Origin of the sequence: Rhizobium sp. M10, from assembly GCF_002531955.1 — a bacterium.
Classification (GTDB): Bacteria; Pseudomonadota; Alphaproteobacteria; order Rhizobiales; family Rhizobiaceae; genus Rhizobium; species Rhizobium etli_C.
In genome coordinates this window covers 169,849-186,433 of the sequence record NZ_NWTA01000015.1, presented here as the reverse complement: position 1 = coordinate 186,433, position 16,585 = coordinate 169,849, and the positions used below count along the sequence as shown (strand labels likewise).

The 16,585-nt window shown below is 62.3% G+C and carries 14 protein-coding genes; 8 read left to right on the top strand and 6 right to left on the bottom strand.

Features of this window, described 5'->3' with window-relative positions:
- Positions 1 to 186: 186 nt before the first annotated feature.
- On the top strand, positions 187 to 855 hold the full coding sequence (locus tag CO671_RS22410; RefSeq protein ID WP_010032667.1) for a response regulator: 669 nt from the start codon (positions 187 to 189) through the stop codon (positions 853 to 855).
- Positions 845 to 2,245: a sensor histidine kinase gene (locus CO671_RS22405; RefSeq protein WP_097607785.1), complete on the top strand. Its 1,401-nt coding sequence runs from the start codon at positions 845 to 847 to the stop codon at positions 2,243 to 2,245. Before CO671_RS22410 ends, CO671_RS22405 begins: the two co-directional genes overlap by 11 nt.
- A 249-nt stretch (positions 2,246 to 2,494) precedes the next feature.
- Here CO671_RS22405 and CO671_RS22400 read toward each other — a convergent pair whose 3' ends face one another.
- The 5 genes from CO671_RS22400 to CO671_RS22380 all read right to left on the bottom strand — a co-directional run bounded on the left by CO671_RS22400 (position 2,495) and on the right by CO671_RS22380 (position 7,445).
- Complete coding sequence (locus CO671_RS22400) at positions 2,495 to 3,376, bottom strand: ABC transporter permease (RefSeq protein WP_097607784.1); 882 nt, start codon at positions 3,374 to 3,376, stop codon at positions 2,495 to 2,497.
- Between the two features lie 11 nt (positions 3,377 to 3,387).
- Entirely contained in the window at positions 3,388 to 4,206 is an 819-nt protein-coding gene (locus tag CO671_RS22395; protein WP_097607783.1) for an ABC transporter ATP-binding protein, read from the bottom strand.
- A gap of 95 nt (positions 4,207 to 4,301) precedes the next feature.
- Positions 4,302 to 5,315 (bottom strand): ABC transporter substrate-binding protein, encoded by a 1,014-nt coding sequence (locus CO671_RS22390; RefSeq protein ID WP_097607782.1) that lies wholly within the window; start codon positions 5,313 to 5,315, stop codon positions 4,302 to 4,304.
- A 276-nt stretch (positions 5,316 to 5,591) separates the two neighbouring features.
- Complete coding sequence (locus CO671_RS22385; RefSeq protein ID WP_088675663.1) at positions 5,592 to 6,320, bottom strand: FadR/GntR family transcriptional regulator; 729 nt, start codon at positions 6,318 to 6,320, stop codon at positions 5,592 to 5,594.
- A 117-nt stretch (positions 6,321 to 6,437) separates the two neighbouring features.
- The gene (locus CO671_RS22380) at positions 6,438 to 7,445 is read right to left on the bottom strand and encodes a LacI family DNA-binding transcriptional regulator (RefSeq protein ID WP_010030799.1); all 1,008 of its coding nucleotides are present in this window, start codon (positions 7,443 to 7,445) and stop codon (positions 6,438 to 6,440) included.
- A 208-nt stretch (positions 7,446 to 7,653) separates the two neighbouring features.
- On the opposite strand from CO671_RS22380, the gene CO671_RS22375 reads away from it, so the two are divergent.
- The 6 genes from CO671_RS22375 to CO671_RS22350 all read left to right on the top strand — a co-directional run bounded on the left by CO671_RS22375 (position 7,654) and on the right by CO671_RS22350 (position 15,359).
- The gene (locus CO671_RS22375) at positions 7,654 to 8,976 is read left to right on the top strand and encodes an alpha-L-fucosidase (RefSeq protein ID WP_097607781.1); all 1,323 of its coding nucleotides are present in this window, start codon (positions 7,654 to 7,656) and stop codon (positions 8,974 to 8,976) included.
- 49 nt (positions 8,977 to 9,025) lie between these two features.
- On the top strand, positions 9,026 to 10,249 hold the full coding sequence (locus CO671_RS22370) for a sugar ABC transporter substrate-binding protein (protein WP_097607780.1): 1,224 nt from the start codon (positions 9,026 to 9,028) through the stop codon (positions 10,247 to 10,249).
- Between the two features lie 37 nt (positions 10,250 to 10,286).
- Positions 10,287 to 11,213: a sugar ABC transporter permease gene (locus tag CO671_RS22365; protein ID WP_097607779.1), complete on the top strand. Its 927-nt coding sequence runs from the start codon at positions 10,287 to 10,289 to the stop codon at positions 11,211 to 11,213.
- On the top strand, positions 11,203 to 12,087 hold the full coding sequence (locus CO671_RS22360; RefSeq protein ID WP_010032110.1) for a carbohydrate ABC transporter permease: 885 nt from the start codon (positions 11,203 to 11,205) through the stop codon (positions 12,085 to 12,087). Before CO671_RS22365 ends, CO671_RS22360 begins: the two co-directional genes overlap by 11 nt.
- Before the next feature lie 178 nt (positions 12,088 to 12,265).
- Positions 12,266 to 13,195 carry a substrate-binding domain-containing protein gene (locus CO671_RS22355; RefSeq protein WP_097607778.1) on the top strand — a complete coding sequence of 310 codons (930 nt, stop codon included), beginning with the start codon at positions 12,266 to 12,268 and terminating at the stop codon, positions 13,193 to 13,195.
- Between the two features lie 16 nt (positions 13,196 to 13,211).
- Positions 13,212 to 15,359 (top strand): methyl-accepting chemotaxis protein, encoded by a 2,148-nt coding sequence (locus tag CO671_RS22350; protein WP_097607808.1) that lies wholly within the window; start codon positions 13,212 to 13,214, stop codon positions 15,357 to 15,359.
- 75 nt (positions 15,360 to 15,434) lie between these two features.
- Here CO671_RS22350 and CO671_RS22345 read toward each other — a convergent pair whose 3' ends face one another.
- Positions 15,435 to 16,547, bottom strand: coding sequence for an NADP-dependent oxidoreductase (locus tag CO671_RS22345; RefSeq protein WP_097607777.1), 1,113 nt, complete (start codon positions 16,545 to 16,547; stop codon positions 15,435 to 15,437).
- Positions 16,548 to 16,585 lie beyond the last annotated feature (38 nt).

Below are 16,585 nucleotides of genomic sequence, written 5' to 3'. Positions count from 1 at the left end.
GATCATGAAGCCATATTCGGCGATCCAAGGACAGAGGAAAATGCACGCGCCGGACAAATAGCGGACAATTCGCGCCAATGACGGCTGAGGACACTCTGATACTCGGAGCGGCAGGCGATGTCGAATGTAGCCGGTCTCCCATGCGCGCGCTTCCGCGAGCCCCTCCGCACGTGCTAAGGGGATCGGATGCGACTGCTTGTGGTGGAGGACAACAAGGATCTGGCGGCCTGGCTGGGCAAAGCCCTGCGGCAGGCGCAATATACGATCGACATTGCCTATGACGGCGAAGACGCGGAACATCTGCTCAAGGTGGCGGAATATTCGGCGATGATCCTCGACCTTTCGTTGCCGAAGCTTGACGGATTGACGCTTCTGAAGCGGTTGAGACAATCAGGCAATAAGCTCCCGATCATCATCCTGACCGCCAATGCAAGCCTGGACGGCCGCGTGGCGGGGCTCGACAGCGGCGCCGACGATTATCTCGCCAAACCCTTCGAAATCGCCGAACTCGAAGCCAGGATCCGCGCGGTGGTGCGCCGCGGGCAGGACCGGGCATCGTCCGAGATCACGGTCGGGAACCTGCGCTTTTCCGGCGGGACGCGGCAGTTCTTCGTGGAGGGCGAGCCGCTGCAATTGACGCCGCGCGAATATGCCGTTCTCGAGCAGTTGGTCATGAAGCTGGGCAATACGGTCTCGAAGGCCGCCCTTTCCGAAAGCGTCTTCGGTTTCGACGACGAGGCGGATCCGAGCGCCATCGAAATCTATGTCCACAGGCTTCGAAAGAAGCTCGAGGCCAGCTCGGTGCAGATCGCGACGTTGCGCGGCCTCGGCTATCTCCTCAGACATGTTCAATAGCGTCTATAGCAAGATCGGCGCCGCCTTCGGCCGGCTCAGCCAGAGCCTCAGGGTGCAATTGCTTTTCCTGGTGCTGCTGACGCTGTTCGGCGCGATCGGCTTCAATCTCTACGACAGCTTCTGGTCGGCCGATGCGACGGCGAAATTGGTGACGGACCGCACGCTCCTGGCCTCGGCCCGTGTCATTGCCGAGGCGGTGCGCGTCGATGAGGGCGGCAATGTCCAGGTCGATGTGCCGCCCGCAGCGCTCGAGATGTTCGATACGGGGTTCGGCGACCGCGTCTTTTACCAGGTCATCACCGTGTGGGGTAATCTGGTGAGTGGCTTTCCCGACCTGCCGCTGCCGGCCGCCCAGCGCGTCGGCGAGGATCGCGCCTTCCACGGTGCCGATGTGCGCGTCCTGATGCTCGACCATCCCGTCGTCGGGCTTCCCGAGGACGGCACGATCTCCGTGACCGTTGCCGTGACGCATAACAGCCAATATGCGATGCGCAGGCAGCTGTGGCTTTCGGATTTTTCGAAGCAGTTCGTGCTCGTCTTCCTGGCGAGCCTGGTGACCATCCTCGGGCTGCAGCGCGGCCTGGCGCCGGCTTTGAGATTGCGGGACGCGGTGCGAGCGCGCGGCCGCAAGCGTCTCGATCCGCTGCCGCCGGAGATGGTGCAGAGCGAGCTGCGCCCGCTCGTCCATGCGCTGAACGACCATATGGAGCGCGTCCAGAACCAAATGGCCGCGCAGCGGCGGTTCGTATCGAACGCGGCGCATCAGCTCAGAACGCCGCTGGCACTGATTTCGACGCAGGCGAGCGTGGCGGCCCGCGAAGGCGACGCGGCTCGTCGCGACGAGGCGCTGGCGGCGCTTCGCGCCAGCACCCGGCAGATTTCGCGCCTCGCCGGCCAGCTCCTGACCTTGTCGCGGGCTGAGCCGGGGAGCCGGCGCCCGCGCGGCGACGTGACCGATCTCAGCAAGGCCGCCCGCGAGATATTGGAAGCGCATGCCGAAGAGGCGCTGAGGCGTAATATCGATGTCGGCCTGGAAGCGGACGGCCCCGTCATCGTCGAAGGTGACGGCACCATGCTGCGCGAAATGCTGGTAAACCTCATCGACAACGCGATCCGCTATAGCGGTGCGGATGGACGAGTGACCGTCTCGGTCGGACAGGCTGACGGAAGCGCCGTCGTGACCGTGGAGGACAGCGGGCCAGGCATTCCCGAAGCCGAGCGTGAACAGGTCTTTGAACGCTTCTACCGGATCATGGGGACCGAAAGCGAGGGGAGTGGCCTCGGGCTTGCGATCGTCCGCGAGGTGGTCGAAGGCGCCGAAGGTTCGGTGTCGCTCAGCGATGCGGAAGGCGGCGGTCTGGTGGTGACCGTGCGGCTTCCGCTTGCTTAAAGGCGAAATGCTTCCATAAAAAGCGCCGGATCTGGCGCCCAGGAACTGGTTTATGGCACCCCTCGCTCTCTACCCGGCGTCATCCTCGGCCTTGTGCCGAGGATCTGCTGCCCTATCGACCGGAGCAGATGCTCGGCACAAGGCCGAGCATGACGAAGGGAAGTTGGCCGAGTTTGCCATCAAAAAACGAAGGCCGGGCTTTGCGCCCGGCCTTCCCTTCGATCTGCCTTGGGAGGGAGGCCGATCTGGTTACTGCGTATCGAGCTGCTGCTGCGGGCGCCATTTCGCCAGACGGTTCTCGATCAGCGTCATGATGTATTCGGCAACGAGTGTCACGACCATGACGAGGAGGATTGCCGCGAACATGCCGGCGGCGTCGAATGTGCCCTTGGCGATCGAGATCAGCTGGCCGATGCCGAAACGGGCGCCGACGAATTCGCCGACGATCGCGCCGATGATCGCGAAGCCGAAGGAGACGTGGAGGCTCGCGAAGATCCAGCTCATCGCCGAGGGAATGACCACCGTACGGGTGACCTGCCAGTCCGAAGCGCCGAGGATGCGGGCGTTGGCGATCATGTTGCGGTCTGCCTCGCGCACGCCCTGGAAGGCGTTGGCAAAGACGACGAAGAACACCATGATGAAGGCGAGCGCCACCTTGGACGGCAGGCCGAGACCCATGATCATGATGAAGATCGGCGCCAGCACCACGCGGGGGATCGAGTTGATCGCCTTGATGTAGACCGAGAAGATATCCGACAGGAAACGGTTGCGGCCGAGGCCGATGCCGACGAAGACGCCGGTGATCGAGCCGGCGAAGAAGCCGATCAGCGCCTCTTCCATCGTCACCCAGAGATTATACCAGAGCGAGCCTTCGGTGGTTCCCTCGGTCGCCCATTCGTAAAGGCGCTCGAGAACGCCGCTCGGGCTCGAATAGAAGAACGGGTCGATCCACTGCATGTTGGAAGCGAGCTCCCACATGCCGATGACGAAGACCAGGATGGCGATCTGCCAGAAGCGCACCAGCGTGTTGCGCCGGTGCATCGCCTTCAGCGCGGAGGCTTCGATTTCGGCATCTGACGTGCCCGGGCGAAAGAGAGCGGCCGAACCGGCCTCGAGCGTGATGTGTGCCATGATATCCTCCCTCAGGCCGCTTCGCTTGCGCGGCGGTAGCTGGTCTCGACCTCTTCGCGCAGGTCTTCCCAGATCGTCTTGCAGTAATCGATGAAACTCTGCTCGTAGCGGATCTCCGATACGATGCGCGGCCGGGGAAGATCGATCGTATAGACCGACTTGACCGTGGCCGGGCCGGCGGTCAGCACATAGACCTTGTCGGCAAGCGCCACTGCCTCTTCGAGATCGTGGGTGACGAACACCACCGAAGCCTTGCGCTCCGCCCAGAGCTTGAGGAGTTCCTCCTGCATGACGGTGCGGGTCTGCACGTCGAGCGCCGAGAAAGGCTCGTCCATCAGCAGGATCTCAGGCTCGTTGATGAAGGTCTGCGCCAGCGAGACGCGCTTGCGCATGCCGCCGGAGAGCTGATGCGGATAGTGGTGCAGAAACTTCGAGAGGCCGACGCGCGCCAGCCAGTCGCGGGCGCTCTTTTCCGCCTCGGCGCGCGGCTTGCCGCGGAACAGCGGCCCGGCCATGACGTTGTCGATGACATTCTTCCAGGGAAAGAGCGCGTCGGTCTGGAACGCGAAGCCGACACGCGGGTCGATGCCGGTGATCGGCCCGCCCATCAGGCGGACTTCGCCGGCGGAGGGGCGTGCGAGGCCGGTCACGAGGTTGAGCGTCGTCGACTTGCCGCATCCGGTAGGGCCGACGACGGCGACGAACTCGCCGCGGGCGACCGTCATGTTGAAATCCCGCAGTGCCGTGAGCGACTTGCCGGTCGGCGAGACGAAGCGGCGGCTGACATTGATCAGCTCGATCGCCGGGACCTGTCTGTTGTCCTGTTGCATGGTGATACCTGAGGCGTGCTTTCAGGGCGCGCACGCAATGCCCATGATCGATCGGAGGCCGCTCCCGCTTGGGAGCCGGGAGCGGCGCGGCTGACTTACTTGACGTTCTTGACGAATTCCGTCGTGTAGGTCTTTGAAAGATCGATCTGTTTGCCCTTGACGTTCTTGGAGAATTCCGACAGCACGGCGAGCACCGTCTTCGGGCCGTCTTCCGGCATGACGCCATCGGGCGTAAACATGCCCTTGCCCTCTTCGAGAGCCTTGATGTAGCCGTCCTTGTCGCCGACATAGAAATCCTTCGGCATCTTGTCGGCGATTTCGGCGGCGGAATGCGTATTGATGTATTTCAGCGTCTTGACGAAGGCGTTGGCGAGCTTCTGCGCCTCTTCCTTATGTTCGTCGACCCAGGACGTTTCCATGTAGAGCGAGGCGGCCGGATAGGTTCCGCCGAGCGCCTTGCGGGTCGCCTCGACCGTGCGCATGTCGACGAGAACGCTCGCTTCGCCTGTCTTGACCAGGCGCGAGATGGTCGGCTCGGTCGTCATGCCGGCCTGGATCTGATCCTGCTGCAACGCGGCGATGAAGGTGCCGCCGGCGCCGACGGGAATGGTGACGACATCGCCGGGCTTCAGGCCAGCCTTGGAGGCCATGAAGAGGGTCAGGAAATTGGTCGAGGAGCCGAGACCAGTGACGCCGAGGCTCTTGCCCTTGAAGTCGGCCGGCGACTTGATCTCCGGATGCTTGCTCGAGACCATCTCGACCTCGCCCGGCGCCTGGCTGAACTGGACGATGGATTCGACGAATTTGCCTTTGGCTTGCAGATCGACGCAATGGTCGTAGAAGCCGACGACGCCCTGGACGGCGCCTGCCAGCAGCTGATTTTCGGCATCGACGCCGGCCGCTTCGTTCAGAAGCTCGACATCGAGACCCTCGTCCTTGAAGTAGCCGAGGGATTCGGCGAGCTTGGCGGGCAGATAGATCTGCTTTTCATAGCCGCCGACCATGATGGTGATCTTGTCGGCCGCATGGGCAGCTGTTGAAGCAAAGGATGCCGCGGTCAGCAGCGCGGAAAAAGCGACGGTGTGAAAAAGGCTGCGTGAAGAACGCATGGAAAACTCCTCCTAATGGTTTACCCGCATCGTCGTCTCGCCACCTTTGACCCGTGTCTCCTCCACGATGCTGCCCTTTCCTATGACGCCGAAGCTTTCAACTAGCTTTCAGTTGCAGACGGGTAGACAGCCCGTCCGTGCCGTATGCGGATAAGGGCTGCGCAGTATCCGCCACAATAGACGCGGTGACGCAATCGGCCAGCAGATTCGCTTGCTGCGGCTGGATGAAGGATTACCTCGTGATGCCCAAAGAGCTTGCGGCGCTTGCCGCCGCCCTCAGCTGGTAAAGCTGCGCAGATCCTTCAGCAGGTTGCGATACCTCGCCTGGCTGCCGACCAGATGCTCGCGCATGGCGTTACGCGCGGCCTGATCGTCCCTGTCGGAGATCGCGACGATGATCGCTTCATGTTCGCGATGGATCAGCTTGCGGTAGGCGGTCTGCTCGGCGGTGCGGGTTTCCGGGACGAGCCGCGACTGCGGGATGATCGCCGAGCCCTGAGATTCCAGAAAGTGCTTGAACAGCGGATTGTTCGTCGCCTCGGCGATGGCGACGTGGAGTTCCAGGTCCGCCTCGCGGATGGATTGGTCCGTCTCGATGCAATGGAGGATTTTCCGGTGGCATTCGAAGATCGCCTCCTCCTGCGCCGGCGAGCGGCGGAGCGCGGCAAGTCCCGCTGCCTCGATTTCGACGGGCGTGCGGATCTCCAGCACTTCGAGATCGGAAGCGACGCGGGCCTTGTCGACCTTCCGGCCCGACAGCGCCGGGTCGGGGCTGATCACGAAAATTCCGGCACCCTGGCGCACCTCGACCAGCCCGTCGGATCGCAGCGCGGCCACGGCCTCGCGCACCACGGTTCGGCTGACGCTGTGCGTTTCGGTGAGTTCATGCTCGCTCGGAAGTTTGTCGCCGGCGGCATACTGGCCGCTCAAAATGGCTTGCCGAAGGCTTTCGCCGACCCGTGAGACCAGCGACCCCGAGCCTCTGCCGCGATCCTTCCCCTGCATAGCCACGCCTTCACCCCGCATCGGCCTTGATCCGGATGCCGGCGGCACTCCGAAATTTACGATTCATCACACATGTATGACAAATTTTCGGATCTTTCAATGGCGAGGGGCAAGTCTTCACAGCCGCCTGGTCGACTCCCCCCGCACGAATCTCGGCGTCAGGATGAAATCCCGCGGTGGTTCGGCGGCGGCCTCGGAGCTTGATATTCTTGCCAGCAGCCGCTGCGCCGCCAGTTCGCCGAGCTTTTGCGCATCCTGCACCACCATGGTGATGCGCGGCGTGATGACATTGCTCCAGGGCACGTCGTCGACCATCGCCAGGGATACGTCCTCTGGGCAGCGGAAGCCCATTTCCTGCATCACCTGCAGCGTCGCGAGCCCCATCATGTTGTTGGCGCCGATGATGGCGGTCGGCCGGTCGCGGCGGGTGAGCAGCCGCATCGCCTGCGTATGGCCGCCCGTCCTGGTATAGCCGCCCTCGGTGACCAGCGAAGGATCGACATCGACGCCGGCGGCCGCCATCGTATCCATGAAGCCCTTGAGCCGTTCGTCGGCGGTGTGCAGGCCGCTCGGGCCGGAGATGAAGGCGATGCGCCGGTGGCCGAGCTGCAGCAGGTGCTCGGTCAGGATGGTCGTCGTCAGCGGATTGTCGGAGCCGACGAAATCGCGCTCTGCACCTTCCACCTTCTGGTCGAACATCACGATCGGCGTCTTGAAGTCGCGCAGGAAGGCTGCGTATTCCGCGCCGTGGCCGTTTGTCGCCAGCGCAATACCGGCGATCTTTTGCGCTTCCATCCGCTCCAGCAGCGCCCGTTCGAGGTCGGCGCGGCCGGAGGAGTCGGCGATCAGGACGAAATAGCCGTGGTCGAGCGCCTGATGCTCGATCTCGCGGCGGATATCGCCGAAGAACATATTGCTGAGATTGGCCGACACGAAACCGATGAGCGAGCTGCGCCCGCGCGCCAGCGTCTGGGCCACCGGATCGATGCGGTAGCCGGTCGATTTGATCGCCTGCTGGATGCGGTCGAGCGTCTCGGCGCCGACCCGCTTCGGGCTGTTGAGCGCAAGCGAGACGGTCGAGATCGAAACCCCCGCCAGGCGCGCGACATCTCGTATGGTCGTCATATCTATCGAACCGGTTCTAAAGCTTTCCTTTTGTCAGATTTCTTTCGTCTGCGCAACTTATCCTCCATGATTAGCCAGAATGTGTGTCGATTACAATGGGTTTCACGATTTCAGAAATTCGGCTTGACAGGCAAGGGATCAAGCAAGATGATCAATTACCGAACCGGTTCGATATGATGTCGAGCCGGAAAACAGGGAGGAGAAACCTGTGACGAGTTCGGAACGCTGGCCGGAAAAGCCTGAATCGTTAGGGGCGGGCAAGCACGCCTGGTTCAGCCATGATCGCCTTGGCATGTTCATCCATTGGGGGCTTTATGCTCTGGGGGCGCGGCATGAGTGGTTGAAGAACCGCGAAGAGCTGAACGACGACCATTATCAGCGCTATTTCGAGAATTTCGATCCCGATCTCTACGATCCCAAGGCCTGGGCGCGCCGCGCCCGGCTTGCGGGCATGAAATATGTCGTGGTGACGACCAAGCATCACGAAGGCTTCTGCCTCTGGGATAGCAAGGTCACCGATTACAAGGCGCCGAACACGCCCTGCGGCAAGGATTTGCTGACGCCGCTGGTCGAAGCGTTTCGCGCCGAAGGGCTGAAGATCGGCTTCTATTATTCGCTGCTCGACTGGCACCATCCCGACTTTCCGATCGACGTCCACCACCCCTTGCGCAACCATCCCGATGCCGAGGCGCTGAATTCAGGGCGCAACATCGCCAATTACGCCGCCTATATGCGCGAACAGGTGCGCGAGCTTCTGACCGGCTTCGGCCGCGTCGACATCATCTGGTTCGATTTCAGCTATCCCGGCCGCGAATATCGCGGCCTGCCCGGAAAGGGGCGCGCGGACTGGGAGAGCGAGCGGCTGCTGGAACTGGTGCGTGAGCTGCAGCCCGAAATCATCGTCAACAACCGACTCGACCTGCCGCCGGGCAAGCTGCCCGACGTGACGACGCCGGAGCAATATACGCCGCGCGTGGCGCCTGCCATCGCCAGCCAGGGGGTGCTCTGGGAGGCCTGCCATACCTTCAGCGGCTCCTGGGGTTATCACCGCGATGAGGACAGCTGGAAGAGCCCGGAACAGATCATCCAACTGCTGATCGATTCCGTTGCGCTCGGCGGCAACCTCCTGATGAATGTCGGCCCGACCGGGCGGGGCACGTTCGATGCCCGCGCCGTCGCGGCCCTCGAGGTCTACCAGAAATGGATGGAGGTCAATGGGCGCTCGATCTACGGCGCCGGTCCCTCCCAATTTCCGGTGCCGGCCGGCTGCCGCTACACCCAGCGCGGCAACCGCCTCTACCTGCACGTCTACAACTGGCCCTATCGCCACATTCATATCGAAGGCCTCGCCGACAGGATCGCCTATGCGCAGTTCCTGCACGATGCCAGCGAAGTGCGCTGGCTCAGCCAGACGAAAGACGTGGATTCCAATATCGGCGTGATGGTGCCGGAGGGCATGATCACGCTCGAACTGCCGGTCCGGCGACCCGACGTTACCGTCCCGGTGATCGAGATCGTCCTCAAGGCGTGAACTCGGTCGCACTCGCGTGTTCATTGCGTCATGGAGGGAGGAGAAACCCATGAAGGTTCTGAAGAAAACGCTTTTGCTTGCCGCAATCGGCGGCAGCCTCTTTGCCACAACAGCATCGGCCGAGCAGGTCAACCTGACCTGGCAGATGTGGACCGGTTCCGATGCCGACACCAAGGGCTGGCAGCACCTGGCCGATATGGTGACCGCCAAATATCCCGATATCAAGGTAACGCTGACGACGACCGGCTGGGTCGACTACTGGACCCGCCTGCCGGTGCTGGCGGCGTCGGGGCAGCTCGCCGACATCGTTTCCATGCAGTCGCTGCGCATGCCGAATTTCTATTCGCTGCTCGAGCCTCTGAACGACCGGATCGCGGCCGACAAGTTCGACGTCGGCGCCTTCACGCCCTCGATCATCGGCGGCATGTCCGTCGACAAGCAGCTCTACGGCCTGCCTTACGATGTCGGTCCATGGGTCATCTATTATAACCAGGATGCGCTCGAAGCCGCCGGCGTTCCGCTGCCGAAGCCGGGCTGGACGCTCGCCGAATTTACCGATGCCGCCAAGAAGCTGACCAAGGACGGCAAATACGGTTTCGGCATCACGCCCCAGAACTATTCGGTCCTGGCCTCGGCCTGGGGTGACAAATATGTCAATGATTCAGGAGAGCTCGACCTTACCAATCCGAGCGCCATCGCCGCTGCCGACCGGGTGATCGGCTTTGCCGCCAAGGACAAGATCGCACCGCTGGTGCCGTCGAGCGCCGATGCCGGCACGGTCATCCAGGGGCGGTTCAATTCGGGCAATGTCGCCATGTATGTCGATGGTCCCTGGTCGATCATCGGCATGAAGGACAAGGCGAAGTTCAAGATCGGCCTCACCACCCTGCCGCGCGATGATGCCAAGGACCTTGCTGCCGTCACGGCCGGTTCCGGCTTCGGCATCGCCACGACGAGCAAGAACAAGGATGCGGCCTGGAAGGCGATCCAGGTGCTGACCAGCCCCGAGGCGCTGCAATATCTCGCCGAACAGGGCCGCGCGCTGCCGGCCCGCACGGCCTCGCAATCCTCCTGGTACAAGGTGGCGGCCAAGGACATCACCAATGGCGGCGAGGCGCTCGATTATTCGCTGGCGCATTCGGTGCCCTATGTGATCACCAACAACTGGGCGGCGGTGGAAAACCTGTTCAACCAGTATTTCCCGCCGGCCTTCGGCGGCAGCGCCGACGCCAAGCAGACGATGGAGTCCATCCAAAGCCTCGCGCAGCAATAGAGCGCGGCGGCAGGAATTGCCGCGCATGGAGGAAGAGATGTCGGAAAGCGCCGTTGCCGAAATCAGCCTGCAGCCCGGTCGGCCTCGGCGCTTCCTGAAGCCGGAAACGCAGACGGCCATGCTGTTCCTGCTGCCGAGCTTCCTCGGCTTCATGATCTTCATGGCCCTGCCGATCCTGGCGTCGCTGGCGCTGTCCTTCACCAACTGGCAGCTGCTGACGACGCCGTCCTTCGTCGGCTTTCAGAATTATATCAAGCTCTTCACCGTCGATCCGGCCTTCTACACCATCCTCGGCAATACGCTGTTCTTCGCGGTCGAATACCTGGCGGTGAATATCATCGTCTCGCTGACGCTGGCGGTGTGGATATCGAGCCTCAAGCGCGGCAAGGCGATCTTCCGGGTGATCTTCTTCCTGCCGACCTTCACGCCGACGATCGCGGCCTCCGTGGTGTGGCTGCTGATCTTCACGCCGGATGGGCTGGCCGACAGCATCATCCGGTCACTCGGCCTCGGCCTGCCGAATTTCCTGCTGAGTTCGAGCTGGGCCATGCAGGCGGTCGTGCTCGTCACGCTCTGGGCCAATGTCGGCTACAACGTCGTGATGTTCAACGCCGCGCTCGACCTGGTGCCGAAGCACTATCTCGAGGCGGCGATGATCGATGGGGCAGGGCCGTGGCGGCGCTTCTGGCGTATCCGCCTGCCGCTTATCTCGCCGACGGTCTTCTTCGCCACCGTCATGACGGCCATCACCTCGCTGCAGGTTTTCGACGAGATCTTCGCCATGACGCGCGGCGGCCCGGGCTCGGCGACCGCCACTCTCGGCTTCGCCATCTACCAGAAGGGCTTCACCAATTTCCAGATGGGCTATGCCTCGGCGCTCGCCTGGGTGATGTTCGTCATGATCATGGCGCTCACCATCCTGCAGTTCCACATGCAGCGCAAATGGGTGCATTATGACGATTGACGCGACCTCACGGCATCCGCACTCCCAGTCCCGGAACCGGCACCGCATCCTGCGGCGCATCGGCACCTTCTTCAGCTATGCCGGCCTTTCGCTGGTCGCGCTGCTCTTCCTCTTTCCGTTCTTCTGGATGGTGTCGAATGCGGTGCGCTCCAATACCGAAGTGCTGGCCGTGCCGGTGCGCATCCTGCCTGAGGAATATCAGTGGGGCAATTTCGTCGAGGCGCTGGTTTCGCTGCCCTTCGGCACCTTCCTAATGAATTCCTTCATCGTCGCCTGCGGTGTGACCGCGATCGTACTCGTGGTTTCCTGCCTCTCGGCCTATGCTTTCGCGCGCCTGCGGTTTCCCGGACGGGAAGGGCTGCTGCTCACCTATCTCAGCACGCTGATGATCCCGCAGGTGATGCTGGTCATCCCGCTCTTCCTGGTCGTCAGCAAGCTCGGCTGGATCAACACCTATCACGGGATGATCCTGCCGGTCGCCTTCTCCTCTTTCGGCACCTTCCTGCTGCGGCAGTTCATCCTCGGCATTCCAAAGGATCTCGACGAGGCGGCGATGATGGACGGGGCGTCGCGCCTGCGCATCCTGGTCACCGTCATCGTGCCGCTCGCCATGCCGGCGATCGGCCTGCTCTCGCTCTTCACTTTCATCGCCCAGTGGAAGAGCTTCCTCTGGCCGCTGATCGCCACCAGCGGCCTCGACAAAGCCACGCTGCCGCTCGGGCTCACCTTGTTCCAGACGCAGCAAGGCACCTCCTGGAATTACATCATGGCCGGCGCGACAATATCCATGGTGCCGGGCGTCATTCTTGCCATCGTGCTGCAGAGGGTGATCTACAAGGGCATCACCGTCGGCTCCGGTTTCGGCGGACGCTGATATTTAAAAACAAAGACTTGATGCCGTCACTTCAAATCCGGCTTGACCTGTTTCAAGTCCAGCCGTGCGCCGCTGCAAGATTCCTATTCCCCGCGTTACTTCTCGTTTCCGCGCGCAAAGTAAAATTTAACCATGATTTGAAATAACGCATTCATATCCGAATCGCATAGGGGATTTCATGAAAACCGCGACGCTTGCATCCATCGCCTTGGCGATATCGGTCTCTGTTGCCAATGCGCAGACGATCGGGGTTTCGATGACCAATCTCGACAAGTTCAGAGAGATGCTTGTGAACGGCGTCGTCTCGCACGGGAAGACGATATCAGGCCTCAAGCTCGTCACCCAGAATGCCAATGGCGACAATGAGCTGCAGAAGAAGCAGGTTCAGCAGTTCGTCGCCGACAAGGTCGATGCCATTATCATGATGCTGTCTGATGGCGATCTCGGGCCGCAAATGACCAAGATCGCAGCGGATGCCGGCATTCCGCTGATCTACATCAACACGACACCCTCCAATCTCTTGGACTTGCCGGACAATCAGGTCGTTGTCGCCTCCGATGAGAAAGACTCCGGTACGCTGGAGACGAAGCAAGTATGCTCTCTCCTCAAGGGCAAGGGCCGCGTCGTCGTACTGATGGGCGAGGTTTTCCATGTGGCCGCCCGCACCCGCACCCAGGACATCGCCGATGTCATCGCGACGCCGGAATGCAAAGGCCTTGAGATCGTCGAGCAACAGGCGGCCTATTGGTCGCGCGATTATGCCGATCAGCAGATGCAGGAATGGCTGGCGGCCGGCGTCAAGTTCGACGCCGTCATCGCCAACAATGACGAGATGGCGCTCGGTGCGATCCGCGCCATGAAGAAGGCCAATATCCCGATGAAGGACGTCGTCGTCGCCGGCGTCGACGCCACCGACGATGCACTCGCCGCGATGGTGGCCGGCGATCTCGACGTGACCATTCTCCAGAGCGCCGTCGGGCAGGGTGCCGCCGCCGTCGAGGCTGCCGTCAAGCTCGTCAAGAAGGAGAAGGTGCCGCGCGAAAACAACGTGCCCTTCGAGCTCGTCACCCCTGAGAACATTGCGCAATACCTGCCGAAGAGCCAGTGAGCATAAGAGGCCTATGATGTTGCATTTCTGGAATAAATTCGGCATTCGCGCGCAGATCACCGCAGGCTTCGTGCCGTTGATCCTGCTGATGAGCCTGCTGACCGTCAGCGCGATCTCCGGCATGAACGGGCTCGCCGCGATCTTCGCCTCCTATCGCGCAACGGCCGGTCAGAGCCTCGCCATCTCGGATTACAGCGAGAAACTGCACGAGATCCAGATGTCGGCGGAAGCCTTCCGCACCACGCCGACGCAGGCCGTCGTCGACAACTTCCGCGCCGGTGTGAAGGCATTCGAGGCGGACGATCCGCGTTTTGCCGGCAACAAGGACCTGCAATCCGGTCTTGCGGTCATCCGCCAGGATATCGCCGCCTATGGCAAGGCCTTCGAGCAGATCGTTTCCCTTCAGGCCCGTCGCGACCTGCTGATCTCCAAGGTCACCGAATTCGGTCCCTGGACCAGCATCGCGCTCAACGATGTCATGCGCAGCGCCTGGCGGCAGAACGATGTCGCCTTGCTGCACATGACGGGAGCGACGCTGGAAGCCCTGAACCGCAGCCTCTATTTCTCCGAACGCTTCGTGCATTCCGAGGATTTTGCCGCTTACGAAACGGCTCAGGCAGCACTCGCCAAAGCCGTGGCACTCAACGATGCCGCCGCCAAGGCCGCGAAGGACGAGCTGCAGAAGAAGCGCTTGATGGGCGCCGGCCAGCTCATGCAGAATTACACCGCCCGTCTCGGCGACATGAAGGAAGTGCTGCAGGCTTCCGGCAATATCCGCCAGACGCAGCTTGGCGTGCTCGCCCCGAAAATATCAGGCGAATTTAGGGATTTGCAGGCCACCGTGACCGGCGCCCAGAAGAATCTCGACGGTTCGGTCGAAGCAACCGTTGCCTCCGCGACGAGCGCGACGCTGGTCATCAGCGGCTTGCTGATCGTCATCGGGCTCGTGCTCTCCTATTTTGTCGGCCGCTTGATTTCCTCGGCGGTGCGCGGGATGGCGCAGTCCATGGAGCAGCTCGCCCGTGGCGACGATGCGATCGTCATCACCGGCGTCGAGCATCGCCACGAGCTTGGGGCCATGGCGCGTTCGCTGAAGGTTTTCCAGGAGACCGGACGCGCCAAGCTGATCGCCGAAGCCAATGCCGAACGCGCCCGCCTCGCTGCCGAAGAAGAGCGGCTGCGCCAGGAAGCCGAGCGGCTCAGCGATGCGCAGGTGATGGAGCATGCGTTCCGGCAGATTTCCGTCGGCCTCGACGCGCTGTCGAAGGGCGATCTCACCGTCCGCGTCGGCGAAGTCGACCATCGCTATGTCAGGATCAGGGATCACTTCAACAATTCGGTCGCGAGCCTCGAGGAAGCGGTCGACTCCGTCATTCGCGCGGTTGCCACCATCCGGTCCGGCCTTGCGGAAATCTCCACTGCTTCCAACGATCTTGCCCGCCGCACCGAGCAGCAGGCAGCGTCGCTGGAGGAAACGGTCGCGGCGCTGGGTGACGTGACCCGCGGCGTCAACGGCACGGCCGAGGGCGCCAGCCGCGCTCAGGCTGTCGTGGCGACGGCCCGCACTAACGCCGAAAAGGGCGGCGAGATCGTCTCGCGCGCCATTGCCGCGATGACGGAAATCCAGAACTCATCGTCGAAGATCGGCAACATCATCAGCGTCATCGACGAGATCGCCTTCCAGACCAACCTGCTGGCGCTGAATGCCGGCGTCGAAGCGGCGCGCGCCGGCGAGGCCGGCAAGGGCTTTGCCGTCGTCGCCCAGGAAGTCCGCGAGCTCGCCCAGCGCTCCGCCAACGCGGCACGGGAGATCAAGGAACTGATCTCCACCTCCTCGGCGCAGGTCAAGACCGGCGTTGAACTGGTCGGCGAATCCGGCCTCTCGCTCGAACAGATCGTCGAGCAGGTCACCGCCATGAACGCGACCGTGGCCGAGATCGCCGTTGCCGCCCGCGAGCAGGCCACCAGCCTGCGCGAGGTCTCGGCCGCCGGCGACCAGATGGACAAGGTGACGCAGCAGAACGCCGCGATGGTCGAGGAAACCACGGCCGCCGCCCAGAGCCTGACGCACGAGACCGAAAGCCTCGCCGAGCTGCTGCGCCGGTTCAGGACCAGCAGCGGCCGGGCATCGGACCACCACCGCCATTACGCCATGGCGTCCTGACCGCCGGAGCTATCATCATAGCCAACGGCTCAATGCGAACGTTCTCCGGAGGCGGCGACGCCTTCGGACATCGCTTCAAAGTGTTCCGAACTGCACCTGCAGCTTCCCGGACCGGCCGGCGCGGTAGAGGCCGGCGACGGCTTCAGGCAGCTTCTCGAAACCCTCCACGAGGTTGGTGACCGGTTTCAGTCTTCCTGCGAACATCAGCCGTGAAAGATCATCCTCGGCTTTCAGGCGTTCATGGGCGAAGTCGGTGACCATCCAGGCTTCGGCCTTGATATTGCGCCGGAGCAAGATTTCTTCGACCCCTTCCGAAATGCCCATCATCCGGCGTATCGAAGGCGCAGGCGCTCCGGCTGCCGGACTTTCGCCGTAGAGCGAGGCCGCCGAGCCGTAGGAGAACATGCGGCCGTTCATGTTCAGCCGTTTGAGGACGGCCTCGGTGACGCGCCCGCCGACCCCGTCCGAGAAGAAGTCGATGCCTTGAGGGAAGCGGCTTTGCAGCTCGGCATCAAGATCATCGGCCTTGTAGTCGATGCAGTCGTCGATCTCCAGCGTATCAACGATCCAGCCGCACCGGTCTGCCCCACCCGCGAAGCCGATGACCCGTGAGCCTGCAATTTTCGCCAGCTGCGCCGCGATTGATCCCACCGAGCCACTCGTGCCCGCTACGGCGACCTGATCGCGCGGCATTAGCGGCCCGCATTCGCGCAGGCCGAAATAGGCAGTCAGGCCTGATGTGCCGAGCACATTCATCAGTACCGAGGGCGACCACATTTTGACGAGTGCGGGCCTGAATGCATAAAGGAAGGGCGAGCTGGTGCCGTTGGCTGTTTTCACCAGCTCGCTGACCGCAGGGTAGCCGACCGCAGCGTCAGTGCTCGATACCGGCTGGTATTCTTGCCACCCGGCCTGGCAATGGATCACGTCGCCTTCGTTGAACACCGGATCGCGCGACTTCACGACGACGGCGCAGGCGAAGTTCGTGGAGTCGGTCGAACCGACTTTCGTGCCACCGGCAGCCATACGTTTGCGTGTGGCGGAATGGATGTTGGCAAGCAGGACCCGCACAAGCGCCTGTCCTGGCGCTGGCTCGGGTAGAGGTACCTCCCGCAGCTCGAAGTGGCTCGGCTCAAGCGATCCTTCAAGCGGTTTTGCAAGCACCCACTGGCGAAATGTCTCGGCCAAATCTGATCTCTTTTGTTACTGCGTTTCTGAATTGCGGC

What these genes read in the sequence shown, in the direction of transcription:
- CO671_RS22410 (WP_010032667.1), top strand. Translation starts at nt 187, where the DNA reads ATGCGACTGCTTGTGGTGGAGGACAACAAGGATCTGGCGGCCTGGCTG.
- CO671_RS22405 (WP_097607785.1), top strand. Translation starts at nt 845, where the DNA reads ATGTTCAATAGCGTCTATAGCAAGATCGGCGCCGCCTTCGGCCGGCTC.
- CO671_RS22400 (WP_097607784.1), bottom strand. Translation starts at nt 3,376, where the DNA reads ATGGCACACATCACGCTCGAGGCCGGTTCGGCCGCTCTCTTTCGCCCG.
- CO671_RS22395 (WP_097607783.1), bottom strand. Translation starts at nt 4,206, where the DNA reads ATGCAACAGGACAACAGACAGGTCCCGGCGATCGAGCTGATCAATGTC.
- CO671_RS22390 (WP_097607782.1), bottom strand. Translation starts at nt 5,315, where the DNA reads ATGCGTTCTTCACGCAGCCTTTTTCACACCGTCGCTTTTTCCGCGCTG.
- CO671_RS22385 (WP_088675663.1), bottom strand. Translation starts at nt 6,320, where the DNA reads ATGCAGGGGAAGGATCGCGGCAGAGGCTCGGGGTCGCTGGTCTCACGG.
- CO671_RS22380 (WP_010030799.1), bottom strand. Translation starts at nt 7,445, where the DNA reads ATGACGACCATACGAGATGTCGCGCGCCTGGCGGGGGTTTCGATCTCG.
- CO671_RS22370 (WP_097607780.1), top strand. Translation starts at nt 9,026, where the DNA reads ATGAAGGTTCTGAAGAAAACGCTTTTGCTTGCCGCAATCGGCGGCAGC.
- CO671_RS22365 (WP_097607779.1), top strand. Translation starts at nt 10,287, where the DNA reads ATGTCGGAAAGCGCCGTTGCCGAAATCAGCCTGCAGCCCGGTCGGCCT.
- CO671_RS22360 (WP_010032110.1), top strand. Translation starts at nt 11,203, where the DNA reads ATGACGATTGACGCGACCTCACGGCATCCGCACTCCCAGTCCCGGAAC.
- CO671_RS22355 (WP_097607778.1), top strand. Translation starts at nt 12,266, where the DNA reads ATGAAAACCGCGACGCTTGCATCCATCGCCTTGGCGATATCGGTCTCT.
- CO671_RS22350 (WP_097607808.1), top strand. Translation starts at nt 13,212, where the DNA reads ATGTTGCATTTCTGGAATAAATTCGGCATTCGCGCGCAGATCACCGCA.